Origin of the sequence: Streptomyces sp. cg35, from assembly GCF_050410835.1 — a bacterium.
Lineage (GTDB): Bacteria > Actinomycetota > Actinomycetes > Streptomycetales > Streptomycetaceae > Streptomyces.
Genome location: NZ_CP191268.1, coordinates 8,340,920 through 8,366,465 on the forward strand (window position 1 = coordinate 8,340,920; position 25,546 = coordinate 8,366,465).

Here is a 25,546-nt window from a genome sequence, read left to right on the forward strand (position 1 = left end):
TCGGGTGCGGGTCATCGAACTCGGCCTGAAATGGGCCGGGTTGGCTGGCTAGTGATGTCCGGCCACCTGCGGATCCGCTGGGCCGTCCGCGAGCGGGGCGGGTCCCGCCCAGAGCGAGGACCGGTTCACGTAAGGGCGCAGCAGCGCGGTGAGTTCCTCGTCGTCGTGGCCGGCCAGGGTGTCGGAGGCGATCTTCCGTGCGGCGCCGGCGAGGAAGTCGGCGAGCTGCACCCGCGCGTCGTGGCTCGCCTCGACGAGCCGCAGGTCGGCCAGCGCGCCACCGCACGTCTGCTTCAGATGCCCCACCCGTGCGTCCGTCAGCATGTTCTGCCGGTCGTGCACGACGGTCACCCGGTGACCGCCCGCGCTCCAGTGGGCCACGGTCCCGACAAGAGCGGGGAAGAGAGGATCGAGCGCGGGAAATTCTCCCGGGTCCGCCGGCGCTCGCGTGCGCAGGGACTCCGCCCGCGGCCGTGTGCGACGCAGCAACGCGAGGAACTCACCTGCCGGGCCCGCCGCGTCGGCGACGGCGAGCAGCGCGTCGACGGTGGCGAAGAAGGCGTCCACGGGCGCGGGGGACTCCGTGCGCTGCCCGGTCCGCAGCAGATCGTTGGCGGCGTCGAGGAAGTCCCGCCACCGCTCGGGCCCGAAGGTGCGGGGGCCGGCGCGATGAGCGGCGAGGGCGGCGGACCGCATGGCCGGGTCCCCGTCGGCCAGCAGGCCGACGGCCCGGTCGACGACGAAGTACCGCTTGTCGGTCAGGTGGACGTGCGCACGGCCCAGGATCGGGCCCGCGGGGCCGAGCAGCCAGGTGAGAGTCGCTCGGTGCTTGCCCCTGAGGAGGACGTTGGCCTTGTACTCCGTCGCGGCGGAGCGTGCCGGGGAACTGATCCGGTCCACGGTCTCCCGCAGGCCCTCCGCCGCCGGCCCGGGCTCCAGCCGCACGCTCGCGTGCGCGAACACATCGGTGTTGCCGTTCACGAGGTTCTCGCCGTCGGAGCCGGATTCGTCGCAGGCGATCTCGAAGGGCTCCGGGTGCGCGGGGGGCCTGGGCATGGCGTCATCATCGGTGATCCGCGCGCGTGCCTCCAGGGGTTTTCCGACCGGTACGGCATGTTCGTCCAGTTGCCGAACTCGATCGTTTCCGGCCTTTTCGTGCGGGAGGGTAGGGCCGCGTGCGCGAGCACGGGAGGATGGGGCTGTGGTAGGCAATCTTCCCGTCGCGACGACCAGCTTCGTCGGTCGTGACAGTGAACTGGACGTCATCGGCGCGGCGTTGCGCGAACACCGCCTGGTCACCCTCACCGGTGGCGGCGGTGTCGGCAAGAGCCGGCTGGCGTTGCACCTGGCCGATCAGCTGCGCGGCGCCTACGCCGACGGGGTGTGGTGGGTGGACCTGTCGAACCTCTACGACGACAGGTTGTTCACCGCGACGGTCTGCGACGCGGTCGATCTCCTGGACCACAATCCGCGGGACCCCGTCGAGGCGCTGTGCGAGTGGCTGACGGACCGGCAGATCCTGCTCGTCCTCGACTGCTGTGAACGCGTCCTGGGCTCCTGCCTGCTCCTGGTGGGCGAAATCCTCTCCGCCGCGCCCCGGCTGACCGTCCTCGCCACCAGCCGTGAGCCGCTCTCGGTGCACGGAGAGCGGTGCGTCGAGGTGGGACCGCTGTCCGTGGACGACGGCGGCAGCGGCGACGCGGTGCGTCTCTTCCGCGAGCGATGCGCGACGGCCGCTCCCACGGTGGCGCTCGACGAGCCCGGCGCAGGTGAGACGGTCTCCGCGATCTGCCGCCGGCTGGAGGGAATCCCCCTCGCGGTGGAACTCGCCTGCGCGCGGCTGAAGGAGAGCAGCCTCACCGAGGTGGCCGAGCGCTTGAGCTCACGACTCGACACGCTGGTCGACGAGACGGCGTGGCCCGAGCGGCACCGGGCCCTGCGCACGGCGATCGGCTGGAGCCACGAACTGTGCTCGCCGCTCGAACGCCTGCTGTGGGCCAGGCTCTCCGTCCTCCACGGGCCCGTGGCGGAGGCGGACGCTCAGGCAGTCTGCGCCGGCGGTCCGCTCGGCGCCGACGAGATCCCCCGGCTCCTGGAGCGGCTCGCCGACCAGTCCGTCCTCCAGCGGGCCGGCACCCGCTACCGCATGCTCGACACGTTGCGCGAGTACGGGTCCATGTGGCTGGCGGAACTGGGTGAGGAGGACGCCCTCGCCCGGCTCCACGCCGCGCACTTCGGCGCCGTCCTCGCACGGGCCGAGGACGAGTGGCTCAGCGACCGGCAGGTCGCCTGGTACGGCCGGATCTCCGACAGCCACACCGACGTGCGTGCCGCACTCGACCACCTGATCACCGAGGACCCGGACGCCGCCCTCGACATGGCCGGCCGGACGGGCCTGTTCTGGCCCTGCTGCGGACACCTCCACGAGTCCCGCGACTACCTCGAACGCGTCCTCGCCCTCGGCACACCCCCGAGCCCGTCCCGCACCCGCGCGCTGTGGGCGCTGGGCATCACCCTCACGCTCCAAGGGGACCACCTGGCGGCCCTGCGCGTCGGAGAGGAGTGCGCCGAGGCGGCGCGCCAGGACGGCACCCCCCGGTCCGCGCTCTTCGCCGCGCACACCCTGGGCCTGACCCATCTCATGGCGGGCCGCCCCCAGCAGGCGTACGACGTCAGCGACCACGCCCTGGTCACCCACAGCACCTCGCCGCCGGCCGGCGCGCCCCAGCTGTGCTGCATGGTGATCAGGACGTTCGCCCACTCCGCGCTGGGCCGGCTGTCCGAGGCGTACGAGGCGGCCACCGGCCTGCGGCGTCTCAGCCTCCAGTACGGCGAGCACTGGGCCCGCTCGTACGCCTTCCACCAACTCGCCTACATCGACCTTCTCCAGGGCCGCCCCCACACGGCCGAACGCCATGCGCGGGCCATGCTCACCTGCAAGCACAACCTCCACGACAACCTGGGCATCGCCCTCGCCCTCGATCTCCTCACCGGCGCCAACGCGGCGCAGGGCAACGGCATCGGGGCCGCCCGCACCTCCGGCACCGGGAACAGCTACTGGCGCATGCTCGGCCACCCGAACCACGGCACGCCCGAGCTGTCCGAGGTCCGTGACCAGTGGGAGCGGCAGGCCCGCGAGGCGGCGGGGAACGACGCGTACGAGAAGGCGTTCCGCGACGCCCTGAACGGTGACGCCGAACAGGGCCTCGCGCTCGTCATGGGCGGATCCTCGGCTTCCTGACGGAGGCGTGAGCCCACGTTTCGTACGTGCCCGGCCAGGTACCCGGCGCACGTACGGACCCGTGCGTGCCCCATGCCAAGAAGAGGAGGCCGCTGTGACCGATCACCGACTGGAAGGACTTGGGGAGAACGGGGCTCCCGTCCCGCGGGACATGCCCGACCAGCAGGCCGCCGGGGGCGACGACGCCCTCGACATCGAACCCGTCGAGCCGGTGGACAGCGCGGACGACGTCCCGGACACCGACGAGGCGGGCACGCGGCGGCGCGGCGACGACACCTCGGACACCGTGCATCCCGAGCACCCCGACCCCGACGAGTCGCCGGCCTGATCGCCGCAGGGGGCGGTCAGCCCGTCCACTGCCAGTCCACGATCTCGGGCAGGTCCGTGCCGTGCTCGCGGATCCAGCTGTGGTGCCGCGTGCGGGCGTCCGCCATGCGCTGCCGGATCCGGGCCGCCCGGACGGCGAGCCCGGGGACCCGGTCGATGACGTCCATGACCAGGCGGAACCGGTCGAGGTCGTTGCGGACGACCATGTCGAACGGCGTGGTCGTGGTGCCGGACTCCTTGTAGCCGCGGACGTGCAGGTCCGCGTGGCCGGCCCGCCGGTAGGTGAGCCGGTGGATGAGCCACGGGTAGCCGTGGTAGCCGAAGATGACCGGCTTGTCGGGGGTGAACAGACCGTCGTACTCGGCGTCGGTCATGCCGCCCGGGTGGTCCTCGGACGTCATGAGCCTGCTCATGTCGACGACGTTCACGACCCGCACGGCGAGCTCGGGCAGGTACCGCCGCAGCAGTCCGGCCGCCGCCAGGATCTCCTGCGTGGGGACGTCGCCGGCGCAGGCCAGCACCACGTCGGGCCCGTCGCCGCGCTCCGTGCCGGCCCACTCCCACACGCCGGCTCCGCGCGCGCAGTGGGCGCGTGCCTGGCCGAGCGAGAGCCAGTCCGGGCTCGGGTTCTTGCCGGCGACGACGACGTTGACGTGGTCGCGGCTGCGCAGCGCGTCGTCGGCCACGACCAGCAGGGTGTTGGCGTCCGGCGGCAGGAACACCCGGACGATGTGCGGGCTCTTGTTGAGGACGTGGTCGACGAAGCCGGGATCCTGGTGCGAGAAACCGTTGTGGTCCTGCCGCCAGACGTGCGAGGTGAGCAGGTAGTTGAGCGAGGCGACCGGGGCGCGCCAGGGCAGCTCCCGTGCCGTCTTCAGCCACTTGATGTGCTGGTTGACCATCGAGTCGACGATGTGGACGAAGGCTTCGTAGCACGAGAACAGGCCGTGCCGGCCGGTGAGCAGATAGCCCTCCAGCCAGCCCTGGCACATGTGCTCGGACAGCACCTCCATGACCCGGCCGTGCGGGTCGAGGTGCTCGTCGACGGGCAGCGTGCGTTCCTGCCAGGCCTTGCCGCTGGTTCCGTAGACGGCCTGCAGCCGGTTGGAGGCCGTCTCGTCCGGTCCGACGAGACGGAAGGTGCGTTCGCGCGCCGTGTCGGCCATGAGACGTGCGAGGAGGTCGCCGAGGACCTGCGTGGGGGCGTGCAGGGTGGCGCCGGGTTTGTCGACCGGTACGGCGAAGTCCTCGAGCGGCGGCAGCGGCAGGGCCCGCAGGCGCAGGCCGCCGTTGGCGTACGGAGTGGACCCCAGCCGGCGCGGGCCGTGCGGCACACAGGCCAGGACGCGGTCACGGGGGCGTCCGTCGGCGTCGAAGAGTTCCTCCGGCCGGTACGAGCGCAGCCAGGTCTCCAGCTGGGCGAGATGGTCCCGGTTCTCGCGGACCTCCGGGAGCGGGACCTGATGGGCGCGCCAGGTGTTCTCCACCGGCAGGCCGTCGACCTCGCCCGGCCCGGTCCATCCCTTGGGGGTGCGCAGCACGATCATGGGCCACCGCACAGGGGCGGCGGCCTCGCCGGTCCTGGCGGCCCGCTGGTGGTCGGCGACGAGGTCGAGCGCCTGGTCGAGGGCGCGGGCCAGGTCCTGGTGCACCTGCGCCGGGTCGTCGCCCTCGACGTGGAAGGGGAGGTGACCGTAGCCGCGCAGCAGGGCGTCGAGTTCGTCGCGCGGCATCCGGGCGAGCAGGGTCGGATTGGCGATCTTGTAGCCGTTGAGATGCAGGATCGGGAGCACGGCGCCGTCGTGCACGGGATCGAGGAACCTGCCCGAGTGCCAGGACGCGGCCAGCGGACCCGTCTCCGCCTCGCCGTCGCCGACCACACAGGCGACGAGCAGCCCCGGGTGGTCGAAGGCGGCGCCGTAGGCGTGGGCGAGGGAGTAGCCGAGCTCACCGCCCTCGTGGATGGAGCCGGGGACCTGCGGTGCCACATGGCTGGGCACACCGCCGGGGAAGGAGAACTGCCTGAAGAGCCGGGCCATGCCTTCCGCGTCGCGGCCCACATCCGGGTAGATCTCGCTGTAGCTGCCCTCGATCCAGGAGTTGGCGAGGACGGCGGGACCGCCGTGCCCCGGCCCCCACACGCACAGTGCCTCCAGGCCGCGGCGCCCGATCACCCGGTTCAGGTGCGTGTACACGAGGTTCAGCCCGGGAGAGGTGCCCCAGTGCCCGAGCAGGCGCGGCTTCACGTGCTCCGGTCGCAGGGGCTCGCGCAGCAGGGGGTTGGACATCAGATAGATCTGTCCGACGGTCAGGAAGTTCGCGGCGCGCCAGTGGGCGTCCAGATCGCGCAGCTCGTCGGTGGTCAGTCCCGAGGAGTCTCGGTCGGCCGTCGTCATCGCATGCTCCAGAACCGGATCGGAGGGCGTCATCAGGAGAATGCGGCGACGGGCGAGCCGGGACAAGGGCCTCTTCGGCACGATCCGCCCCGCCCGGGGCAGTCCCCCACCAGGCTGGTCGTGTGGCGGGACGGCCGACAGTGTGACCAGCCTGGTGGGGGACACCACGCACAGGAAAGAAGGACGTGTCATGCCCGCAGGATCGAACCGCAAGAGGGAACGCCAGTACGAGCACATCAAGGAGAGCGCGAAGAAGCGCGGCGAGTCCACGGCACGGGCCGAGGAGATCGCCGCCCGCACCGTGAACAAGGAGCGGGCCCGCAGCGGCGAGTCGCGCACCGCGAGCCGCACCTCGACCCAGGACCCCAAGTCGGCTTCGCAGCGCGGAGGTTCGCGCTCCCACGAAGGCGCCCAGGGCCGGACGAGGGACCAGCTCTACGCCGAGGCCCGGCGCAAGAACGTCAAGGGCCGCTCGTCCATGAACAAGGCGGAGCTGGCCCGGGCCGTGGACCGCTGACCCGCGAACGCCCCGCCACTGCGGCTGTCCGGAACCGTTCCGTCACGACATCACTGGGTTGTCCCCGGCGTTGTGGGTACCCGCGCTGCTTCCGGTACCAGTGAGGGAGAGGGACATGGAGTGGCTCGACAGTGCGGCTTGCGTGGGGGAGGACCCTGAACTGTTCTTCCCGGTGGGCGGCAGCGGGCCGGCCCTGCAGGATGTCCGGGAGGCGAAGGCGGTGTGCCGCCGCTGCCCGGTGGCGGACGCCTGCCTGGACTGGGCCCTTCGGACGGGACAGACGACCGGGGTATGGGGCGGCACGTCGGAGGTCGAACGGGCCACGCTGCACCGGGCCTTCCGTCGCAGGGCGCGCCAGGAGGCCCACGCCCGCTGAGCCGGTCCCGGCGGCCCCCGCACGACGAGCCGCTCGCCCCGCGAGTGCCGCGGGACACCCCGCCGCTACGCCGACAGCGCCATCGCGGCCGTGACCACGACGAGCAGCCCGATGTAGGTCCAGGCATGCACGCGGTCGGGGATCCGTGGCGGGCGCCGCCGCAGAACCGCGATCACCGGCAGCGCTCCGAGCAGCAGCGCAGACGCGGACCACACGTCGACGAGGCCGACGAGGCGCACGTGCGCGTCGGTGGCGGCGGGAACCACGGCGGCGGCCAGCGACACCACGGCGGCCGGCAGCGCGATCGCCAGGGTCAGCGGGTTGGCCAGCGCCGTGGCCACGTGCATCGTGTGCCCGGCGCGGCGCATCGCGGGCACGGTCATCACGCTGCCTCCCACCCCGAGGAAGGCCGCGACCGCGCCGACCGGCACGCCGAGAAGGGCCGGCAGCGGACGCGGGGTGTCACGGGCCGTCGTGCCCCGGGCGCTCGGGCGCAGAAAGCCGGGGCGCAGGAGCAGGTCGGCGATCGTGACGGCCACGTACGCGACGAACGCCCAGCGTGCCGGATCCGCCGGGGCCAGGCGCGCCGCGAACGCCCCGGCCGCGGCGCCGGCCGCCAGCAGGAGCAGCAGCGTGCCGCTCCCGCGGAGCGCGGCGAGCACCCGGCGCGGGGTCACGGCCGTCGCGAACCCCGCGTTCACCACCATGACCAGCGCCGACGTGGCCGTCGCCACCCGCACGGCGTCCGCGCCGAGCGCGGCGTCCGCCCACACCACGACGGGCACCGCGACGAACCCGCCGCCGAACCCGAACAACACCGTCGTCACCCCGGTGAGGAGCCCGACCCCGATCAACGCCACCACATCCATGGGTCCACTCCAGCAACCCGGAGCGACTACCCGCATTCGATGGTCGGCACATTTCTTTCGCGTCCCGGCCACTAGGGTGTGCGGGTGAAGAACGTCCCGCTGGCCGATGTCGACCACGTCGACCGGGCCGTCCTGCCGATCGGCACCGACTATCCGCCCGGCCACGTCCTGCACTGGCACGAACACCGGCGCGCACAGTTCCTCTACGGCGCCACGGGCGTCATGATCGTCGACACCGCCGAGGGCACCTGGACGGTGCCGCCCGAGCGCGCCGTGCTGATCCCGGCCGTCACCCGGCACCGCGTCCGGATGCTGGGCGTGAGCACCCGGAGCCTGTACATCGAGCCGGCCGCCGTGCCCTGGTGGCCCGCCACCTGCACGGTCGTCGACGTGCCACCCCTGCTGCGCGAACTGCTCCTGACCGCCGTGGAGTTCGAGCCCGACTACAGCCTGTCGGGCCGCACCGGAAGCATCGCCGCGCTCCTCCTGCACGAGATCTCCGAGCGGACCCCGCTCCCGTTCCACGTGGCGATCCCCGCCTCCGCCGACCTGGCACGGCTCTGCCGCGCCTACCTGGCCGCCCCGGACGCCGGGGTCACCAATGCCGCGTGGGCCGCGAGCACGGCCATGAGCGAGCGCGCCTTCACCCGGCGCTTTCGCACCGAGACCGGTGACAGCCCCGCAGTCTGGCGCTCCCGCGCCCGCCTGCTCGCCGCCGTCCCACTGCTGCGCACGACCTCCGTCACCGAGGCCGGCACCCGACTCGGCTACGCCTCTCCCGCCGCTTTCACCGCCGCCTTCACCCGCACCTTCGGCACCCCGCCGTCCCGCTTCACGGGAGACCGGCACGCGGCCGGCACCACTGTCTAGCCTTGTCGTGCGCAGTGGCAGCAGGTCATCGGATTCGTGGCCGCGGTCGTCCCCCTCACCCTGATTCCCGGCACCAGCTTCACTCTCGTCCCGCAGAAGGTGATCGCGGGTTCACGAGCCGACGGCGCCTTCGTCGCCCTCGGCTCGGCGGGTCTCGCTCACCCTCGTCCCGCAGTTCCTGACCGCCATCTGGCAGGGGCCGTTCTGGTCGGTCTCGGGGTGCGCACCGTGGCTGTCAGGTAACGCCCGCCCCGCCCGGCAGCCACTGGATTGTCAGTGGTGGGAGGCAGGATGAAGGGCATGACGACGACTCCTGCCGTTCCTGTTGTGCTGCCCGCGCTGCCCGCGCTGTCTGATGCCGCCGCCTACGCGCAGGCGGTCGAAGAGGCCAAGGCCGCGGCCGCCGCGTACTACGAAGGCGGCACCTCGCGACTCGACGACGACGCGTACGACCGGCTGGTGCGGGCGATCGCCGCGTACGAGACCGCCCACCCGGACCAGGTGCTCTCCGACTCGCCCTCCGGGAAGGTCGCGGGCGGCGCGGTGGAAGGAGACGTGCCGCACACGGTACCGATGCTGAGCCTGGACAACGTGTTCTCCGACGAGGAGTTCGCGACCTGGGCCGCCTCGCTGGAGCGGCGGATCGGCCGCGAGGTGGCGAGCTGGAACGTTCAGCCCAAGCTGGACGGCCTCGCGATCGCCGCCCGGTACGAGCACGGCCGGCTCGCCCGCCTCATCACGCGCGGGGACGGCACCGCAGGGGAGGACGTGTCGCACGCCGTCGGCACCATCGAGGGCCTGCCCGCGGAGCTCACCGAGCCGGTCACGCTGGAGGTGCGCGGTGAAGTCCTCATGACCACCGCCCAGTTCGAGTACGCCAACCAGCTGCGCACCGAGCACGGCGGCGAGCCGTTCGCCAATCCGCGCAACGCCGCGGCCGGCACACTGCGCGCCAAGGACCGCGCGTACCGGGTGGAGATGACGTTCTTCGGCTACGGTCTGCTGCCGCTCGCGGACACGGACGAGGCGCTCGCCGCCGACCTCACCGAGGCCGCGCACGGGGCGCTCATGGACCGCGCGTCCGGCTACGGCATCAACACCCCGGCCAGCACCCAGGTCGCCGGCGTCGTGGTCACCTCCGTGGAGGAGGTCCTGGCCCGCGTCGCGGAGATCGCGGCGGCCCGCGCGGAGTTGCCGTTCGGTATCGACGGGATCGTCGTCAAGGCCGACCTCGCCGCCGACCAGCGGACGGCCGGATCCGGATCACGCGCGCCGCGCTGGGCGGTCGCCTTCAAGCTCCCGGCCGTCGAGAAGATCACCAGGCTGGTCGGCGTGGAGTGGAACGTGGGTCGCACCGGCATCATCGCGCCGCGTGCGGTGCTGGAGCCGGTGGAGATCGACGGTTCCACCGTCACGTACGCCACGCTGCACAACCCCGCCGACATCACCCGCCGCGACCTGCGCCTGGGCGATCACGTCATGGTCTACAAGGCGGGCGACATCATCCCCCGCATCGAAGCCCCCGTCGCCCACCTGCGGACCGGCGACGAGCAGGAGATCGCCTTCCCCGCCGAGTGCCCGCAGTGCGGCTCCGGCATCGACACGAGCGAACAGCGGTGGCGGTGCGAGCGCGGCCGCAACTGCCACCTGGTCGCCTCCGTCTCCTACGCGGCGGGCCGCGACCAGCTCGACATCGAGGGACTGGGCCAGTCCCGGGTCGTGCAGCTCGTGGAGTCCGGGCTGGTGACGAGCCTGCCCGACCTGTTCGACCGGGTCACCCGCGAGCAACTGCTCGGCCTGGAACGGATGGGGGAGACCAGCACCGACAACCTCATGGCGGCGCTCGACGCCGCCAGGAGACAGCCGCTCTCGCGGGTGCTGTGCGCGCTCGGCGTCCGCGGCACCGGCCGCTCCATGTCCCGCCGCATCGCCCGGCACTTCGCCACCATGGACGCGATCCGGGCCGCGGACGCGGAGGCGATGCAGCAGGTCGACGGGATCGGCGCGGAGAAGGCCCCGGTCATCGTCGCCGAACTCGCCGAGCTCGCCGAGCAGATCGACCGCCTCGCGGCCGCGGGCCTGTCCATGACCGAACCCGGCGCCACACCCCCCGCGGCCGCCACGGACGCCGACGGCCAGGACACCCCGGAAGCGGGCCCGTTGGCAGGCATGAAGGTCGTGGTGACCGGCGCCATGACCGGCCCCCTGGCCGAGCTCTCCCGCAACCAGATGAACGAGCTCGTCGAGCGCGCCGGCGGCACGTCCTCGGGCAGCGTCTCGAAGAACACCAGCATCGTCGTCGCCGGGGAGGGCGCGGGCTCGAAGCGGGCCAAGGCCGAGTCCCTCGGGATCCGCCTGGTCACCCCGGACGAGTTCGCGGCGATGGTCGCCGACCTGCTCGGCTGACCGTCGGCCCGGGCCCGCGTGGACGTCGTCCGCGCGGGCCCGCCCGGGTCAGGCCGCCGACACCTCGTCGGCGATCGTGCGGTCCTCGCCCGCCGGGTGCGTCACCTGGTGCACGACCGCGGCGAGTGCGCCGCCGACCAGCGGCGCGACGATGAACAGCCACAGCTGCGACAGCGCGGCACCGCCGGCGAACAGGGCCGGGCCGAGGCTGCGCGCCGGGTTGACGGACGTACCGGTCAGCGGGATGCCGACCAGGTGGATGACGGCGAGCGCGATGCCGATGGGCAGGCCGTCGAAGCCGGTGACGGCGACGCGGTGCGTCACGGCGAGCACCACGAACACCAGCAGGAAGGTCAGGACGACCTCGGCGAGGAACGCGCCACCGGTGTTGATGTGCACCGCGGACCGCGATCCGTAGCCGTTGCTGCCGAAGGCGCCGGAGGCCCGGAAGCCGGGCACCTGCTTGGCCAGCAGGAAGAGGAGCGCCGCTCCGGCGATGCCGCCGACGAACTGGGCGATCCAGTACGAGACCGCCGTGCGCACGTCGATGCGGCGTGCGCACAGCATGCCCAGCGTCACCGCCGGGTTGACATGGCACCCCGAGATCGGACCGAGCGAGTAGGCCAACGCCAGGAGCGTGAAGCCGAAGGCCAACGCGATGCCGAGGGTGCCGATGTACTCGGCTCCCAGGACCGCCGAGCCCACGGCGAAGAAGACCAGAAGCAGGGTTCCGACGAACTCCGAGGCCAGCGCTCTGGTTCGCATGGCAACCACCCCAATACGTTGAGATCAGTCGTACTCAGAGCGTTGGGGTCGCATGAGGGGAGCGCCCGTCGGGGGCGCCGTCGCAGGGCCGAACGGGTGAATTCCGCGGTCGGGTGCTTGCCGCGGCCGGTCGTGCGGCCGGCCTCAGTCCTGCTGGCCGGGCAGCGCGTGCAGCTTCGGCAGATTCACCACGATCGCCTCCTGGGTGCTGCGCGCGATGACGACCACGGCTTCGTCGGCCGGGTCGGGGTTCTCCTCGCGGTGCGGCACGTACGGCGGTACGAAGATGTAGTCGCCGGGGGAGGTGCGCAACCGGATCTCCTCCTCGCCGTCGCCCGAGTCCTCGAGGAAGACGAACTCGGGGTGACCGCTGACCACGTAGATGGCGGTCTCGGACTCGCCGTGATGGTGGTCGGAGGACGACGTCGCGGGGGCGACATGGGTCTGGCCCATCCAGAGCTTCTCCGAGCCCACCGTGTTCCCGCTGACGGCGGCGAAGCGGCGCATGCCGCCCGTCTGCGCCGTGTCGCCGTCCAGGGCGTCGGCGCGGATGTGGTGCAGGCGCGTCCGCAGCGGAGCGGCCGACGGGTTCGGGGCATCGTGGAGATGCGGGTGGAAGCCTTCGCCAGGGGTGGTCAGCGCATCGCTCATGGCCGGGACGCTAGAGCTCCCCCGAAAAGGATGTCAAGAGGTGTCCAATGGGTCTCACCTGCGGCAATGTTCCCGCAACATACCGGCGGGCGAGGGTGAAGGGCCTTGTCGCGAGCGGGGGTTCAGGCATGATGTGCTCATGCATATCTCCGCGAAGGCGGACTACGCCACGCGGGCGCTGCTGGAGCTCGCCCGTGTCCCTGACCGTCCCTTGACCTGCGAGTCCATCGCCTCCTCGCAGGGGATCCCGTTCCGATTTCTGAAGTCCGTGGTGGGCGAGCTGCGGAAGGCCGGCCTGGTGCGCAGTCAGCGCGGCTGCGAGGGCGGCTACTGGCTGGGCGGCCGCGCCGAGGAGATCACCCTGCTCGACGTCGCGCGTGCCGTCGACGGCGAGTTGATCACCCTGCGCGGTGAGCCGCTGGAGGGCCTGGACTACCCGGGCGCCGCCACGGGACTGCCCGCCCTGTACCGGCGGATCGAGGCCGACGCGGCGGCGCTTCTGGGCGGGGTCACCCTGGCCGCACTGCTGCCGCCCGAAGCCGGTACCGGCATCGACGCCGGAACCGGCGCGGCACAGGCCCCCCGGAGCGCCGCGTGACGGACCCGGATGCGGCCGGCGGGCCCGGTGCGGGACAGGAGCCGGCTCTCGAAGTCGTCGAGTACACCGACCCGTTGTGCCCCTGGGCCTGGGGTTCGGAGCCCACCTTCCGCCGTCTGCGGGCGGCGCTCGACGGACGGGTCCGCTGGCGCCGGGCCTACTGCATCCTGTTCGACGACGACGATGACCCGCCGCCCGACCCCGCCGCGGAGACCGCCTGGTACGAACGCTACGTCGAGGAGATCTGCGGCCACACGAAGGCGCCCCGCGCGGTCCGCCTGAGCCGCGTCGCGGCGAGTTCCTGGCCCGCGTCCCTCGTGGCCAAGGCGGCCGAGCCGCAGGGCGGCCGGGTCGCGGACCGCGTGCTGCGACGGCTGCGCGAGACCGTGTTCGTGGCGGGCGAGCCCGCCGACATCCCCGAGTCCGCGCTGCTCGCCGTACGAGGCGTGCCGGGCCTGGACGCGGAGCGGCTGCGGGCCGACGCGGCTTCCGACGCCGTGCGCGAGAGCGTGCGGGCCGACCGCGCCGAGGCGCGCAGGCCGGTCCCCGAGGTGCGCTCCGTCGACAGCGGCTCACCCCACCCCGGCGCGGCCAAGGAGACCTCGGACGGCCGACTCCGCTACGCCCTGCCGACGTTGCTGCTGCGCGCTTCCGGTGGCCGACGCGTCGTGCCCGGCTGGCGCCCCTACGAGGAGTACGCCGCGGCGGTCGAGGAGCTGTCCCCCGGCCTGCTGTCGACGGCGCCGCCCGCGCTGCCCGCGGACCGGGCGCTGAAGCGCTACCGCAGCCTCACCGACCCCGAGCGCCAAGTGCTGACGACCGGGCCGTGGCCGCCACCGGACGCGGTGCGGGTGGACACCGCGGGCGGCCCGGTGTGGCTGGACGCGGCGGAGGCCCGGGAGCGCTCAACGGCCCTCCCTGGGACCTCCCTTGCTCCCTGACAGGCCGTTGACCAGCGGCGTAGGACTGTCCGCCGAATGAGACACCAATTGGTGTCCATTGACAGGGGCGGACGACCGGCCCCAGGATGTGGACATGCTCACGACGCACCCCGGTGTGGTGTGCCGCTACGTGGATCTGCGGCGCACCTGTAGCGCCCTCTGTCGCTGATCGACCCGGTCCACGGCCCCCGCGCCGCCCGCTGCGCCTTCCCCGGCCGAGCGCGTTCGTCTGCGCGCCGCCACCTCTTCTGCTCCGTGTCCCGGTCCACCCCGTGATCCGCTGACGCCCCTGCCTCGGCTCCAAGGCTCCGCCGCGCCCATCTCCCCGTGCGTGCAGGCCTGTTGAGGCGTGCGTCCGTGGCGGTCGCGGGGGTGCCGCCCCTCGCCCCGCCACCCGCCGCCCCGGGCGGAAGCGGGCCATCGACGAAAGAGAACCATGCCCGGACGCCTCATGCCCCGTCGTCCCGCAGGCCCCCTCCGACCCGCCGCCCGGCTGCGCACCGCAGGCCTGGTGACCGGCCTGACCGCCCTCCTCGTACCGGCACTCGGCGCCTGCGGCGGTGAGGCCGGCTCCGCGAGCGGGGGCGCCACGTTGAAGTGGACGTCGTCGTACTTCCCCGCTCACTGGGACCCGGTCGTCGGCGGCAGCGGCGCCCAGTTCCGTGAACTCGCCCTGGTGTACGCCTCGTTGACACGAACGAACGAGAAGGGTGACGCGGTCCCGGACCTCGCCAAGAGCTGGGAGTACAACAAGAAGGGCGACCGGATCACCTTCCACCTGCGCTCCGGCCTGACGTTCAGCGACGGCGAGCCGGTCGACGGCGCCGCCGTGAAGGCGGCCGTCGAGCGGGCCAAGAAGCAGAAGAACTCCGCCCTCTTCGGCGACCTCACGTCGATCGAGTCCGTGGACGCCGAGGGGCTCGACGCCGTCGTCCACCTCAGCCAAGTCGACTACCAGATACCGCAGTTGTTCGGCCAGCGCGTGCTGCAGATCGCCAGCCCCAAGGCCGCGAAGTCCCCGGCGAAGCTCGACCAGAACCCGGTCGGCGCCGGCCCCTTCATCGTCACCCAGGTGATCCCGGGCACCAAGGCCGTCCTGAAGAAGAACCCCGACTACTGGGACGCCGACAACATCCACATCGACAACGTCGAACTGACCTCGGCCCCCGACGCCTCCACCGTCATCTCCGGCCTGCAGACCGGTGTCTACAACTTCGCCGACATCGAACCCGGTCAGGCCTCCGCCGCCAAGAAGGCCGGCCTCGACGTCTTCGTGCAGCCCGGCTTCAACGCCTCCAACATCAGCCTGAACATCAACAAGAAGCCGTTCGACAACGACAAGGTCGTCGACGCCGTCCGCTACGCGATCGACCGCCGGGAGTTCGTCGACAAGCTGACGTTCGGCTACGGCGAAGCCACCGACCAGCCGTTCCCCAAGGGCTACGTCGCCTACGACCCGCGGTCCGAGAACAGCTATCCCTACGACCCGGCCAAGGCGAAGAAGCTGCTCGCCGAAGCGGGCCACAAGGCCGGTGACATCAAGCTCGACCTCGTGATCCCCGCCGAGGACCCACAGGCCGAGATCGTGCAGTCGCAGCTGGCCAAGGTCGGCATCACCGTCACCATCAAGATCGACAAGAACTGGGCCACCCCGTTCTTCGCCAAGAACCTCACCTTCTCCCTGTACGCCACCACCGGACGCGACTCCGCCGCACAGACCCTCACCGCCCACTTCGGCCCCGACGGCCCGCTCAACCTCAGCTCGCCCTACGAGCCCGACGGCTTCGAGTCCGCCATCGCCAAGGTCCGCCGGACCCCGCTCGACTCGCCCGCGTACGCCAGGACCCTGCAAGCGGCGACCCGGGCCGGACTGGAGAGCAAGGCCCTCGTCTTCACGTACTCCCAGCCGAACCTCATCGCCAAGAGCAAGTCGATCTCCGACCTGCCCAAGAACCCGGCCCACATCGACTGGACCGGCGTGACCATCGGCGGCGCCCGGTGACGGCCCGGCGCTCCCGGACACGGCACGCCCTGGGCCGGGTCCTGGCCGCCCTCGCCCGGTCGGTCGCCCTCTTCGTGCCCGTCTTCCTGGTCGCGACCTTCGTGACGTTCGCGCTGCGCTCACTGAGCGGTCTCAGCCCGGCGCGGATCCAGCTGGGGGAGGAGGCGACCCCCGCGGCCGTCGCCCGCGTCGAGGCCGAATGGGGCCTCGACCGGCCCTTCCTCGTCCAGTACGGGGACTGGTTCGACGGCGTGCTCCACGGCGACCTCGGCACCAGCTGGACCAACGGCTCCGACATCTCCACCCTCATCGGCGTCGGCCTCGGCGTCAGCCTGTCCGTCGCCACGTTCGCCCTCCTGATCGGCGTGGTCGTCGGATTCGCCCTCGGTACGCTCGCCGCGCTGCGCCGCACGACCTGGATCGACCGGGCGGTCACCGGCTTCGTGACGGTGATCTCGGTGATGCCCGCGTTCGTCGTCGGCATCGTGCTGGTCGCCGTGTTCGCCGTCGGACTCCACCTGTTCCCGTCGGCAGGCTACGTCCCCGCCGCACAGGGCGTCGGGCCGTGGCTCGCCCACATCACCCTGCCGGCCCTCGCCCTGAGCTTCGACGTCATCGCCGACGTCGCCCGCCAGCTGCGCACCAGCCTCATCGCCGCGTACGGGGAGAACTACGTGACCGGCGCCGTGGTCCGCGGGCTCAGCCCGCGGCGGATCTTCTTCGGCCACGTCCTGCGCAACGGCCTCGGCCCGACCCTCGCCACGCTCGGCCTGAAGTTCCCCGCCCTCGTCGGCGCCTCCGTCGTCACCGAGTGGATCTTCGGCCTGCAGGGCTTCGGCCGGTTCGCCAACGACGCGGCCCAGGCCGGTGACGTCCCCGCCGTCCAAGGCGTCCTCGTCGTGTCGATCGCCCTCGTCGTCACGTTCAACCTGCTCGTCAACCTGGTCCTGGCCCGGGTCACACCGGCCTCCCAGAGAGGAGTGTGACCCATGGTGCGCCGCGTTCTCACGCTCACGTCCGGACGGATCGCCGTCGTCGTCCTCACCCTGATCGCCCTGCTCGCGATGCTCGGCCCGCTGCTCGCTCCGCAGGACCCCCTCGCCACCAGCGCCCACACCCTCGCGGACGTCTCCGCGGACCACTGGCTCGGCACCGACTACCTCGGCCGCGACACGTTCAGCCGCCTCCTCGACGGCTCCCGCGTCAGCGTCCTCGGCTCCCTCGAAGTCGCCCTGACCGCATTGGTCGTGGGGTCCGTCCCCGGCATCCTGTCGGTCTACCTGGGACGCGCCTTCGAATGGCTCACCCTGCGGCTGACCGACACCCTCGTGGCCCTGCCGTTCCTGCTCTTCGCCGTCGCGGTCATCGCGCTCCTCGGCAACGGCATCACCCAGGCGATGCTCGTCACCGGCGTCCTGGTCTCCCCGCTGTTCTACCGGGTGGCCCGCGCCGCGACCCTCACCGTGGCCCGTGCCCAGTACGTCGAGGCCGCGCTCGTCTCCGGCGCCTCCGTCGGCTGGATCGTGCGCCGCCACGTGTGGACCAAGGTGCTCCCGCCCCTCGCGGTCGCCCTCGCATCGACCATCGGCGTCGGCTTCGTGATCGTCTCCAGCCTCACGTTCCTCGGCATCGGCGTCCAGCCCCCGGCCCCGACGTGGGGCGGCCTGCTCGCCTCCGACCTGGCCTACCTCAGCCACCAGCCGTGGGCGCCCGTCGCCCCGGCCCTGCTGATCATGGTGACGGTCTGGGCCGGCAACCTGCTCGCGGACGCCATCCGCGACGTCTCCGGCGAGGCGGGCCGCGCCCTGGTCAACCGCCGCAAGGCCCGCGCCCGCCGCACCGACAACGCCGAACCCGTCACCGCCGGAGGTGCCCGATGACCCCGTCCCTGCAGAAGACCCTGCCCCGACCGGCCGCCTCCGAGCCGGAGTCGGCCGATGCGGCCGCCCCGGTCCTGTCCGTGCGCGACCTGCGCATCAGCGACCTGGCCGGTGACCGCGAGATCGTCCACGGGGTGAGCTTCGAACTGACCCCCGGCAAGACCGTCGGCATCGTCGGCGAGTCCGGCAGCGGAAAGACCCTCACCTGCCGCGCCGCGCTGGGCATCCTGCCCCCGCACTTCGCGATCACCGGCGGCTCGATCGCGATCGACGGCACCGACATCACCACCCTGACGACCGCCCGCTGGACCGAGCTGCGCGGCACCACCATCAGCGCCGTCTTCCAGGACCCGGCCTCCTACCTCAACCCCTCGATCCGCGTCGGCGCCCAGATCGCGGAGGTCGTCCGCGTGAAGCAGGGGCTGAAGCGACGGGAGGCCCGCGAGCGCGCCGTCGAGCTGCTGCGCGCGGTCCACCTGCGCGACCCCGAACTCGTCCACGGCCAGTACCCGTACGAACTCTCCGGCGGCATGCTGCAACGCGTCCTGATCGCCGCCGCGATCGCCGCGCGGCCGCGCATCCTCATCGCCGACGAGGCCACCACCGCCCTCGACGTCACCGTCCAGGCGGAGATCCTCGACCTGCTCGCCGACCTGCGCGCGCAGACCGGGCTCGCGCTCGTGGTCGTCTCCCACGACCTCGCCGTCGTCGCCCAGCTGTGCGACGAGGTCCTCGTCATGCGCCAGGGAGAAGTGGTCGAACACGGGCCGACCCGCTCGGTCCTGCACGACCCGCACCACGACTACACCCGGCTCCTCATCGCCGAGCACGAGAGCTACGGCCTGGACAGGTTCCGCACGGTCAAGGAGGACGCGTGAGCACCGACCACCCCGCGGGGCCGGCGCCCGCGCTCCTGGAGATCACCGACCTCGACGTGCACTACGGGCCGCGCCGCAGGCGACGCCGGGCCCTGCACGGCGTCTCGCTGAGCGTCGCGCCGGGCGAGACCGTCGGCCTCATCGGCGAGACCGGCTCCGGCAAGTCCACACTCGCCCGCACCGTCCTCGGCCTGGTGCCCGCCACGAGCGGATCGATCACCATCGGGGGAGCGGACGTCACGGCCTACGGCCGCCGCCAATGGCGCGACCTGCGCCGAAGCGGGACCGTCCAGTACGTCTTCCAGGACCCGCTGCGCAGCCTGGACCCGGACCTCACCGTCGAGGAATCGCTCAGCGAGCCGCTGCTCGTACGGGGTGTGCCGCGCGGCGAGGCGGCCACCCGCGTCAGGGCCTTCCTCGACCGGGTCCGGCTGACCGCGGACCTGCTCGGCCGGCTGCCCGGCGAGCTCTCCGGCGGACAGCGCCAACGCGTCGCCGTCGCGCGCGCGTTGGTCACCGAGCCCCGCGTCGTCATCCTCGACGAGCCGGTCAGCGCGCTCGACTCCGCCAACCGGGTCCAGGTCCTGGAGATCCTCGAGGAGCTGCGCGCGGAAGGCGTGGCGCTCCTCCTCATCTCCCACGACCTCGGCTCCGTCGCCGGCGTCGCCGACCGCATCGCCGTCCTCTACCAGGGCGAACTCGTCGAGGTCGGCGCCGCCCGCGACATCGTCGACGAGCCGCGCCACGCGTACACGCGCCTCCTCCTCGGCTCCGCGCCGACCCTGCACGGTGCCCCGGCCGACCGTGCCGAACGCGCGGCCCTGCGCGCCCTGCTCCACGCATAGCCACTCACGCCCCTCCCGCGCCCACAGACAGGAACGCTCATGTCCCGGAAGCAGATCCACCTCGCGCTGCACCCGTACGGTGTCGGCGGTCCCGGCCAGCACGGCCTGTGGAAGGACCCGCGCGTCGCCAAGAACGCCAGCATCGACATCAACTACTACATACGGCAGGCCCAGGCGGCCGAACACGCCCTGTTCGACGCCCTGTTCATCGTCGACAGCCAGTTCATCAACGCCACCTATCCCTCGCACTACCTCAACCGGCTCGAACCCCTCACCCTCCTGTCGGCCGTCGCCACCCACACCCGGCACATCGGCCTCGTCGGCACGGCCAGCTCCACCTACAACTCCCCGTTCAACCTCGCCCGCCGCTTCGCCTCCCTCGACCACATCAGCGGCGGCCGGGCCGGCTGGAACGTCGTCACCAGCTTCGACACCGGAACCTCCAGGAACTACGGCCTCGACGAGCACCTCGACTACGCCACCCGCTACGGGCGCGCCCTGGAGTTCGTCCAGGTCGCCCAGGGGCTCTGGGACTCGTACGAGGACGACGCGTTCCCGGCCGACGTCGAGCGCGGCACCTTCCTCGACCCGGCCAAGCTCCACGAACTCAACCACGTGGGGGAGCACTTCAAGGTCGCCGGCCCGCTGAACCTCTCCCGCTCGCCGCAGGGCCAGCCGGTGATCTTCCAGGCCGGGGTCTCCGAGGAGGGCCGCGACCTCGCGGCACGCGTGGCGGAAGGAATCTACGCGCCCGGCGGGCCCCTCCAGCAGGCGCAGGAGTACTACGCCGACATCAAGCGGCGCACGGCCGCCCACGGCCGCAACCCCGACCACATCAAGATCTTCATCCATGGCGGTCCGGTCGTCGCCGCCACGGACGAGGCGGCCCGGCTCCGTGAGCGGGAGATCTTCGAGGAGGACAACGACTTCGACCGGCACCTCGCGCTCCTCGGCCGGTCGTTCGGCGCGTACGACTTCAGCGTGCACGATCTCGACGCGCCGTTCCCCGACGTCGCGCACCTCGCGGAGAAGGGCGGCCGCACCGGCGCCGCGAAGATCATCGAACGGGCCAGGACGGAGAACCTGACGCTGCGTCAAGTAGCCCAGTCGCTGGCCGAGTTCCGCCGCTCGCCGTTCGTCGGTGCGCCGCAGACCGTCGCCGACCGCATCGAGGAGTGGTTCGACGCCGGCACCTTCGACGGCATCAACCTGGCCTTCCGCACCGAGGAGGAGCTGGAGCTGTTCGTCGACGGGGTCGTGCCGATCCTGCAGAAGCGCGATCTCTTCCGCACCGCGTACGAGGCCGACACCCTGCGCGGCAACCTCGGTCTGCCGGTCCCCGCCAACCGTCACAGCCTCGACGCGGCCGGATCGTGACCGCGCCCGCGCCGCGCTTCCGGCTCGGCTTCCTCACCCACGTCCAGGGCCGCGGCGACGACCCCGCACAGGCGTACCGCAACGCGCAGGAGCTCTTCGTCGCGGCCGACGCGCTGGGCTTCGACATCGGCTGGGTCGCCCAGCACCACGAACCCGGCGGCGGAGGCGGCCTGTCCGCGCCCTGGCCCTTCCTCGCCCACGCCGCCGCCCGCACCACCCGCATCCGGCTCGGCACCGCCGTCACCGTCCTCCCGTTGGAGGACCCCGTCCGGCTCGCCGAGGACATCGCCGTCGTCGACACGCTCAGCGGCGGCCGCGTCGAGGTCGGCGTCGGCAGCGGATCGAGCGACCTGGAGTACGCCGCCTTCGGCCAGGACGTCGCGCGCAAGCGGCAGCTCACCAGCGAACATCTGGTGGTGCTGCGCCAGGCCCTGGCCGGTGACGAGGTGCGGGCGCCGGGCTTCCGCGTCCAGCCCGCGCCGGGCGACTTCACCGACCGGATCTGGCAGGGCGTCTTCAGCGAAGCCGGCGCCCGGCACGCCGCGAACGGCGGCTCGCACCTGCTCCTCAACCGCGCGGCCTACGGACACGACGCGCCCACCGACGCGGTGCAACGCCCCTGGGCGGACGCGTACCTCGCCGCCTGGGACCGGCCGCACCGCCCGCGGATCGGCCTGTCGCGGTTCGTGTTCCCGGCGCGGGACCGGCGCACCGCGCTGCGCCACATCGGCGACGACGTGCACCGCGCCGCCCTGCGCATGGCCGGCGGCGGAGCGTTCCCCGAGGGCCTCGACCGCGCGGAGGCGCTGCGCCGCTTCCACAGCTTCTACGGCCACCCCGAAGAGATCGTCCACGCGCTCGGCCAGGAACAGGTCCTGCCCCTCGCCACCGACCTGATCACCCAGTTCAACCCCGCCGTGCCCGACCTCGACGCCGCGATCCGGGCCCTCGAGCTCATCGCCACCGAAGTCGCCCCCGCCCTGGGCTGGCGGCCCGCACCCGAACCCGCAGGAGCAGTCGCATGACCCAGCAGTACACCGACCACCACGCGCCCGAGGGCCTGCGGACCCGCGGCACCGTCGTCGTGGTCCCGGGGCGGGGCGAGACCCGCGCCACGTACAACCGGCTCGGCAGGCGACTCGCCGCCGACGCCTACCGCGTCCGCGTCGTGGACGCCGCGGACGCCGCGGACCTCGACACCGCTCGACTCGGCTCGTCCTTGCGCGAGTTCGGGCAGCGCCTTGCCGCCGCGGCGCCCGCGGCGGACGACGGCACGGCGGGTCCACTCGTTCTCGTGGGCTCCGACACGGGCGCCGCCGCGCTCGCCGCCCTGCACAGCCACGCCACAGAGGCCCCCGAGCTCCGGCCCGACGCCCTCGTCCTCGCCGGACTCCCCGGGAGTGCGGCCGCCTCCGCAAGCGCCGGCTGGGAGGACGAGCTGGACGTCAGGACGACCTGCCCCGTCCACCGGGGCGCCCTCACCACCGACCCGCAGGTCCGGCGCGGGACCCTCGGCACCCCCGTGCCGGACGCCCTGCTCGACGCGGCGTACGACTCCCGCTCGGCCGTCCCGCACCTGCTGCTCGCCGGTGACCTGGACCCCCTCGCCGACCACGACGCCCTCGACCGCCTGGCCAAGACCCTGCCCCGTGCCCGCCTCGCCGTCGTGCGCGGAGCCCGCCACGACGTCCTGAACGACCAGCAGCACCGCGCGGTGGCGGCCGAGCTCGTCACCTTCCTCGAAGCGCTGCGCGCCGACCTACAGCCCCAGGTCTCCGTGCGGGCCAGCGCCTGGTGAACGACCGCCGCCCGACCGGCGGCGCCGCACCGCATCGCCGTACACACCGCACCACCGAACCCGGAAGGTTCCCCATGGCCGTCGTCCTCTCCGTCTCCGGAAGCCCCTCAGCCACCTCGCGCACCGGCCGGCTCCTGCGCCACGTCGACGCCCGCCTTGTCGACGACGGGCACGAGGTGGGCACGCTCGACGTCCGTGACCTGCCCGCCGAGGCGCTGCTGCGCGCCGACTTCCGCCACCCGGCGATCGTCGAGGCCGCGGCCCGGTTCGAGCAGGCGGACGGGATCGTCATCGGCACGCCCGTCTACAAGGCCGCGTACAGCGGCCTGCTGAAGGCGCTGCTCGACCTGCTCCCGCAGTACGCGCTCGCCGGGAAGACCGTGCTGCCGCTCGCCACCGGCGGCAGCACGGCCCACGTGCTGGCCATCGACTACGCGCTGCGTCCGGTCCTGACCTCGATGGGCGCGGCCCACATCGTGCCCGGCTGGTTCACCCTCGACAAGGACATCACCGTCGAGGGGGACCGCACGGTCATCGCTCCGGCGTCCGCCCTGGCCCTGGACCAGGCCGCCGCCGTGTTCTCGGCCGAACTGGCCGGTCGGGTCAGCGTTCTGGCCTCGTAGCGGAGAGGGGGCGGGCGGCCGGTTTGGACACATCCGGGGTGTGTCTGGCAGGGTCACCCGTCCGTTCCCCTATGAAGACCGGAAGGACGTGGCGCGGTGACCGAGGTGAGCACTCGCAGTGTCCAGGAAGCCGCTGCGGTGGAGCAGCTGCGTGCGAGCACCACGACGCTCGACATTCCCAAGGGATTCGACCTGTGGCAGCCCGAGGAGATGGAGGACTGGCTGAGCGAGGTCGAGGACGACCCGGACGTCTCGGACGCCGACTTCTACGAGGCCCGTCAGGCCGTGCGCCGCGCGACGGGCCAGGACGCCGACTGACCGCGCGGACGCTCAGCTCTTGTCGTCGGGCAGGGTCCTCGTCACCCTGCCCCGGGCGTCCGCCTCGATGTACCCGCTTTCGCTGTAGGCGTTCGAGAGGTAGACCGCCATGCGGAGCGGAGTGCCGAACGTCGGGTCCGGGGCCCGCACATCGAGGTAACGGCTCGTCACATCCGAGACGTTCAGGGTCTTCTCGGCCTTCTTGAGCAGTGCGGGCACCGCGTCCCAGTCGAGATCGTCGACGTCGAAAGGGCTCTGCATGGAGGTCACCGAACCGCTGATGATGCCCTTCTCGGCCCCGCGCTCGGTGGTGTAGGTCCAACTGTCGTAGCGGGTCCTGCTTCCGTTGACCATCACTTGCGCCGAGACGTGTTCCGGATAGACGGTGAGAGAGCTGACCCGGCTCGTCCCCGCCTCGGCCTCGAGCGCCTTCAGGGCGGTGCGGATGCCGTCGGGCGTCAACAGGTCGGTCCGGCCGGTCGGCGTCGGACCGGGCGCGGACGAAGGCCGCGTGCCCGCACTCGGAGCGGCGGACGCAGAAGCGACCGTCGACGGTCCGGGGGCGTGACCTCCGGTGTCGGTGGCGCCTCCGTCCGGCAGGAGCACCCACACCACCGTGGCCACGACCGCCGTCCCGGTGAGGGACGTGCCGATCGCGAGCCGCCGGGTGAGCCGCCGGACACGCGCCTCCCGCTCATCGGTCCCGCCGCCCGGCCGCGCGGCGGCGCCGGGCCCCGGGACCGCGTCCTGGACGGACGGCGCCGGGGGAGCGGGCGGTGACAGCCGGTACGACGTGGCCGGGACGTCCTCGGCCGACGGCGCTTTCGCCGCCGAGGCGAGCTGGGCGTCGACCGCGGCCGGCGACGGGCGCAGCGCAGGGTCCTTCACCAGGATCCGGCCGAGGACCGGGGCGAGCACCCCGGCCCGTTCCGGGGGCGGGAGCTCCTCGTTCAGTACGGCGGCCAGCGTGGCCAGCGTCGTCGCCCTGCGCAGGGGGTGCCGCCCCTCCACGGCGACGTACAGCATCATCGCGAGCGACCACAGATCGGACTCGGGGCCGCCGTCGCCGCCGGAGACCCGCTCCGGCGCCATGTAGTCGGGGGTGCCGATGATCGAGCCGGTCGCCGTGAGCGCGGTCGACTCACGGATCGCCGCGATGCCGAAGTCCGTGAGCACCGGCCGCCCGTCGGGTCTGAGCAGGACGTTCGCCGGCTTGACGTCACGGTGCTGGATCCCGGCCGCGTGGGCGGCGCGCAGCGCGGCGAGCACCTCGCGGCCCAACTGCGCGGCCGCGCGCGGATCCATGGGGCCGCGCGCGAGCCGGTCGGCGAGCGAACCGCCCGTCACGAGCTCCATCACGAGCCACGGGTACGCTGCTTTGCCCGGGTCCACGACGTGGTGGACGGTCACGACGTTCGGGTGGTCGACCCGGGCCAGGGCCCGTGCCTCGCGCAGCACCCGGGCGCGCAGCAGCGCGGCAGCCTGCGGGTCGTACTCCGCCAGCGCCGGGTCGGGAGGCCGGACCTCCTTCAGGGCCACGGCCCGGTCGAGCACCAGGTCCCGGGCCCGCCACACCGTCCCCATGCCCCCGCCGCCGAGCCGCGCCTCCAGCTCGAACCGGCCGTCGATCACCCGCGGTGCGGGTCCCCCCTCGCTCATGGCGCAGAGACTACGAGACGGCGGTGACAGCGCTGCACCGGCCCGGTCGAAGGGAGCCCGAACAGGCGGAACGCCGGACTCGGGCCGGTCGTGGCAGGGAGCTGGGCCGGCTGTGCGAGGACGGCTGCCGGACGGGGCGGATTCCGCTCCGCGTCGCTCCGTGACGCCGGGCGACGCGGCCGACCGCGAGCCGGCGGCAGCTCGGGCGC

The 25,546-nt window shown here is 72.6% G+C and carries 24 protein-coding genes; 18 read left to right on the top strand and 6 right to left on the bottom strand.

Features of this window, described 5'->3' with window-relative positions:
* Positions 1 to 48: 48 nt before the first annotated feature.
* Positions 49 to 1,056: a hypothetical protein gene (locus ACQUQD_RS38475; RefSeq protein WP_428956859.1), complete on the bottom strand. Its 1,008-nt coding sequence runs from the start codon at positions 1,054 to 1,056 to the stop codon at positions 49 to 51.
* Positions 1,057 to 1,201: 145 nt separating this feature from the next.
* On the opposite strand from ACQUQD_RS38475, the gene ACQUQD_RS38480 reads away from it, so the two are divergent.
* Both ACQUQD_RS38480 and ACQUQD_RS38485 read left to right on the top strand, forming a co-directional pair.
* Positions 1,202 to 3,241 (top strand): ATP-binding protein, encoded by a 2,040-nt coding sequence (locus ACQUQD_RS38480; protein WP_428956860.1) that lies wholly within the window; start codon positions 1,202 to 1,204, stop codon positions 3,239 to 3,241.
* 94 nt (positions 3,242 to 3,335) lie between these two features.
* Positions 3,336 to 3,569, top strand: a complete 234-nt coding sequence (locus ACQUQD_RS38485; RefSeq protein ID WP_428956861.1) for a hypothetical protein — start codon at positions 3,336 to 3,338, stop codon at positions 3,567 to 3,569.
* A gap of 16 nt (positions 3,570 to 3,585) precedes the next feature.
* Here ACQUQD_RS38485 and ACQUQD_RS38490 read toward each other — a convergent pair whose 3' ends face one another.
* The gene (locus tag ACQUQD_RS38490; protein WP_428956862.1) at positions 3,586 to 5,964 is read right to left on the bottom strand and encodes a phosphoketolase family protein; all 2,379 of its coding nucleotides are present in this window, start codon (positions 5,962 to 5,964) and stop codon (positions 3,586 to 3,588) included.
* 190 nt (positions 5,965 to 6,154) lie between these two features.
* On the opposite strand from ACQUQD_RS38490, the gene ACQUQD_RS38495 reads away from it, so the two are divergent.
* Together ACQUQD_RS38495 and ACQUQD_RS38500 are read left to right on the top strand one after the other, a co-directional pair.
* Positions 6,155 to 6,481, top strand: a complete 327-nt coding sequence (locus ACQUQD_RS38495) for a plasmid stabilization protein (protein WP_428956863.1) — start codon at positions 6,155 to 6,157, stop codon at positions 6,479 to 6,481.
* A gap of 115 nt (positions 6,482 to 6,596) precedes the next feature.
* The gene (locus ACQUQD_RS38500; RefSeq protein ID WP_428956864.1) at positions 6,597 to 6,857 is read left to right on the top strand and encodes a WhiB family transcriptional regulator; all 261 of its coding nucleotides are present in this window, start codon (positions 6,597 to 6,599) and stop codon (positions 6,855 to 6,857) included.
* A 65-nt stretch (positions 6,858 to 6,922) separates the two neighbouring features.
* On the opposite strand, the gene ACQUQD_RS38505 is transcribed toward ACQUQD_RS38500, so the two are convergent.
* Complete coding sequence (locus ACQUQD_RS38505) at positions 6,923 to 7,726, bottom strand: TSUP family transporter (protein WP_428956865.1); 804 nt, start codon at positions 7,724 to 7,726, stop codon at positions 6,923 to 6,925.
* Between the two features lie 84 nt (positions 7,727 to 7,810).
* Here ACQUQD_RS38505 and ACQUQD_RS38510 point away from each other — a divergent pair, with 84 nt between their 5' ends.
* Together ACQUQD_RS38510 and ligA are read left to right on the top strand one after the other, a co-directional pair.
* Positions 7,811 to 8,596, top strand: a complete 786-nt coding sequence (locus ACQUQD_RS38510) for an AraC family transcriptional regulator (RefSeq protein ID WP_428956866.1) — start codon at positions 7,811 to 7,813, stop codon at positions 8,594 to 8,596.
* Between the two features lie 300 nt (positions 8,597 to 8,896).
* Positions 8,897 to 11,002 (top strand): NAD-dependent DNA ligase LigA, encoded by a 2,106-nt coding sequence (gene ligA / locus ACQUQD_RS38515; protein ID WP_428956867.1) that lies wholly within the window; start codon positions 8,897 to 8,899, stop codon positions 11,000 to 11,002.
* A 48-nt stretch (positions 11,003 to 11,050) separates the two neighbouring features.
* On the opposite strand, the gene ACQUQD_RS38520 is transcribed toward ligA, so the two are convergent.
* Together ACQUQD_RS38520 and ACQUQD_RS38525 are read right to left on the bottom strand one after the other, a co-directional pair.
* Positions 11,051 to 11,767 carry an MIP family channel protein gene (locus ACQUQD_RS38520; RefSeq protein ID WP_428956868.1) on the bottom strand — a complete coding sequence of 239 codons (717 nt, stop codon included), beginning with the start codon at positions 11,765 to 11,767 and terminating at the stop codon, positions 11,051 to 11,053.
* Positions 11,768 to 11,911: 144 nt separating this feature from the next.
* Positions 11,912 to 12,418, bottom strand: a complete 507-nt coding sequence (locus ACQUQD_RS38525) for a cupin domain-containing protein (RefSeq protein WP_428956869.1) — start codon at positions 12,416 to 12,418, stop codon at positions 11,912 to 11,914.
* 139 nt (positions 12,419 to 12,557) lie between these two features.
* Here ACQUQD_RS38525 and ACQUQD_RS38530 point away from each other — a divergent pair, with 139 nt between their 5' ends.
* The 12 genes from ACQUQD_RS38530 to ACQUQD_RS38585 all read left to right on the top strand — a co-directional run bounded on the left by ACQUQD_RS38530 (position 12,558) and on the right by ACQUQD_RS38585 (position 23,678).
* On the top strand, positions 12,558 to 13,016 hold the full coding sequence (locus tag ACQUQD_RS38530; RefSeq protein ID WP_428956870.1) for an RrF2 family transcriptional regulator: 459 nt from the start codon (positions 12,558 to 12,560) through the stop codon (positions 13,014 to 13,016).
* Positions 13,013 to 13,957 carry a DsbA family oxidoreductase gene (locus tag ACQUQD_RS38535; RefSeq protein WP_428956871.1) on the top strand — a complete coding sequence of 315 codons (945 nt, stop codon included), beginning with the start codon at positions 13,013 to 13,015 and terminating at the stop codon, positions 13,955 to 13,957. The genes ACQUQD_RS38530 and ACQUQD_RS38535 overlap by 4 nt, the downstream gene beginning before the upstream one ends.
* Before the next feature lie 436 nt (positions 13,958 to 14,393).
* Positions 14,394 to 15,959, top strand: a complete 1,566-nt coding sequence (locus ACQUQD_RS38540; RefSeq protein ID WP_428956872.1) for an ABC transporter substrate-binding protein — start codon at positions 14,394 to 14,396, stop codon at positions 15,957 to 15,959.
* A complete protein-coding gene (locus ACQUQD_RS38545; RefSeq protein ID WP_428956873.1) occupies positions 15,956 to 16,945 on the top strand; it encodes an ABC transporter permease in 990 nt (329 codons plus the stop codon). The genes ACQUQD_RS38540 and ACQUQD_RS38545 overlap by 4 nt, the downstream gene beginning before the upstream one ends.
* A gap of 3 nt (positions 16,946 to 16,948) precedes the next feature.
* On the top strand, positions 16,949 to 17,839 hold the full coding sequence (locus tag ACQUQD_RS38550) for an ABC transporter permease (RefSeq protein ID WP_428956874.1): 891 nt from the start codon (positions 16,949 to 16,951) through the stop codon (positions 17,837 to 17,839).
* A complete protein-coding gene (locus ACQUQD_RS38555; RefSeq protein WP_428956875.1) occupies positions 17,836 to 18,717 on the top strand; it encodes an ABC transporter ATP-binding protein in 882 nt (293 codons plus the stop codon). The genes ACQUQD_RS38550 and ACQUQD_RS38555 overlap by 4 nt, the downstream gene beginning before the upstream one ends.
* Positions 18,714 to 19,562, top strand: coding sequence for an ABC transporter ATP-binding protein (locus ACQUQD_RS38560; protein ID WP_428956876.1), 849 nt, complete (start codon positions 18,714 to 18,716; stop codon positions 19,560 to 19,562). Before ACQUQD_RS38555 ends, ACQUQD_RS38560 begins: the two co-directional genes overlap by 4 nt.
* A 39-nt stretch (positions 19,563 to 19,601) precedes the next feature.
* Positions 19,602 to 20,939 carry an LLM class flavin-dependent oxidoreductase gene (locus tag ACQUQD_RS38565; protein ID WP_428956877.1) on the top strand — a complete coding sequence of 446 codons (1,338 nt, stop codon included), beginning with the start codon at positions 19,602 to 19,604 and terminating at the stop codon, positions 20,937 to 20,939.
* On the top strand, positions 20,936 to 21,964 hold the full coding sequence (locus tag ACQUQD_RS38570; RefSeq protein ID WP_428956878.1) for an LLM class flavin-dependent oxidoreductase: 1,029 nt from the start codon (positions 20,936 to 20,938) through the stop codon (positions 21,962 to 21,964). Before ACQUQD_RS38565 ends, ACQUQD_RS38570 begins: the two co-directional genes overlap by 4 nt.
* Positions 21,961 to 22,737, top strand: a complete 777-nt coding sequence (locus ACQUQD_RS38575) for a serine aminopeptidase domain-containing protein (protein ID WP_428956879.1) — start codon at positions 21,961 to 21,963, stop codon at positions 22,735 to 22,737. The genes ACQUQD_RS38570 and ACQUQD_RS38575 overlap by 4 nt, the downstream gene beginning before the upstream one ends.
* Positions 22,738 to 22,811: 74 nt before the next feature.
* A complete protein-coding gene (gene ssuE / locus ACQUQD_RS38580) occupies positions 22,812 to 23,360 on the top strand; it encodes an NADPH-dependent FMN reductase (RefSeq protein ID WP_428956880.1) in 549 nt (182 codons plus the stop codon).
* 105 nt (positions 23,361 to 23,465) lie between these two features.
* Entirely contained in the window at positions 23,466 to 23,678 is a 213-nt protein-coding gene (locus ACQUQD_RS38585) for a hypothetical protein (RefSeq protein WP_428956881.1), read from the top strand.
* A gap of 12 nt (positions 23,679 to 23,690) precedes the next feature.
* Here the strand turns inward: ACQUQD_RS38585 and ACQUQD_RS38590 are convergent, their stop codons facing one another.
* Positions 23,691 to 25,337: a serine/threonine-protein kinase gene (locus tag ACQUQD_RS38590; protein ID WP_428956882.1), complete on the bottom strand. Its 1,647-nt coding sequence runs from the start codon at positions 25,335 to 25,337 to the stop codon at positions 23,691 to 23,693.
* Positions 25,338 to 25,546: the final 209 nt, after the last annotated feature.

Excerpts from the sequence above, each read along its gene's own strand:
- ACQUQD_RS38490 (WP_428956862.1), bottom strand. The coding sequence starts at position 5,964 with ATGACGACGGCCGACCGAGACTCCTCGGGACTGACCACCGACGAGCTG.
- ACQUQD_RS38505 (WP_428956865.1), bottom strand. The coding sequence starts at position 7,726 with ATGGATGTGGTGGCGTTGATCGGGGTCGGGCTCCTCACCGGGGTGACG.
- ACQUQD_RS38555 (WP_428956875.1), top strand. The coding sequence starts at position 17,836 with ATGACCCCGTCCCTGCAGAAGACCCTGCCCCGACCGGCCGCCTCCGAG.
- ACQUQD_RS38475 (WP_428956859.1), bottom strand. The coding sequence starts at position 1,056 with ATGCCCAGGCCCCCCGCGCACCCGGAGCCCTTCGAGATCGCCTGCGAC.
- ACQUQD_RS38530 (WP_428956870.1), top strand. The coding sequence starts at position 12,558 with ATGCATATCTCCGCGAAGGCGGACTACGCCACGCGGGCGCTGCTGGAG.
- ACQUQD_RS38590 (WP_428956882.1), bottom strand. The coding sequence starts at position 25,337 with ATGAGCGAGGGGGGACCCGCACCGCGGGTGATCGACGGCCGGTTCGAG.
- ACQUQD_RS38565 (WP_428956877.1), top strand. The coding sequence starts at position 19,602 with ATGTCCCGGAAGCAGATCCACCTCGCGCTGCACCCGTACGGTGTCGGC.
- ACQUQD_RS38525 (WP_428956869.1), bottom strand. The coding sequence starts at position 12,418 with ATGAGCGATGCGCTGACCACCCCTGGCGAAGGCTTCCACCCGCATCTC.
- ACQUQD_RS38520 (WP_428956868.1), bottom strand. The coding sequence starts at position 11,767 with ATGCGAACCAGAGCGCTGGCCTCGGAGTTCGTCGGAACCCTGCTTCTG.
- ACQUQD_RS38550 (WP_428956874.1), top strand. The coding sequence starts at position 16,949 with ATGGTGCGCCGCGTTCTCACGCTCACGTCCGGACGGATCGCCGTCGTC.
- ligA (WP_428956867.1), top strand. The coding sequence starts at position 8,897 with ATGACGACGACTCCTGCCGTTCCTGTTGTGCTGCCCGCGCTGCCCGCG.
- ACQUQD_RS38540 (WP_428956872.1), top strand. The coding sequence starts at position 14,394 with ATGCCCGGACGCCTCATGCCCCGTCGTCCCGCAGGCCCCCTCCGACCC.
- ACQUQD_RS38495 (WP_428956863.1), top strand. The coding sequence starts at position 6,155 with ATGCCCGCAGGATCGAACCGCAAGAGGGAACGCCAGTACGAGCACATC.
- ACQUQD_RS38500 (WP_428956864.1), top strand. The coding sequence starts at position 6,597 with ATGGAGTGGCTCGACAGTGCGGCTTGCGTGGGGGAGGACCCTGAACTG.
- ssuE (WP_428956880.1), top strand. The coding sequence starts at position 22,812 with ATGGCCGTCGTCCTCTCCGTCTCCGGAAGCCCCTCAGCCACCTCGCGC.
- ACQUQD_RS38575 (WP_428956879.1), top strand. The coding sequence starts at position 21,961 with ATGACCCAGCAGTACACCGACCACCACGCGCCCGAGGGCCTGCGGACC.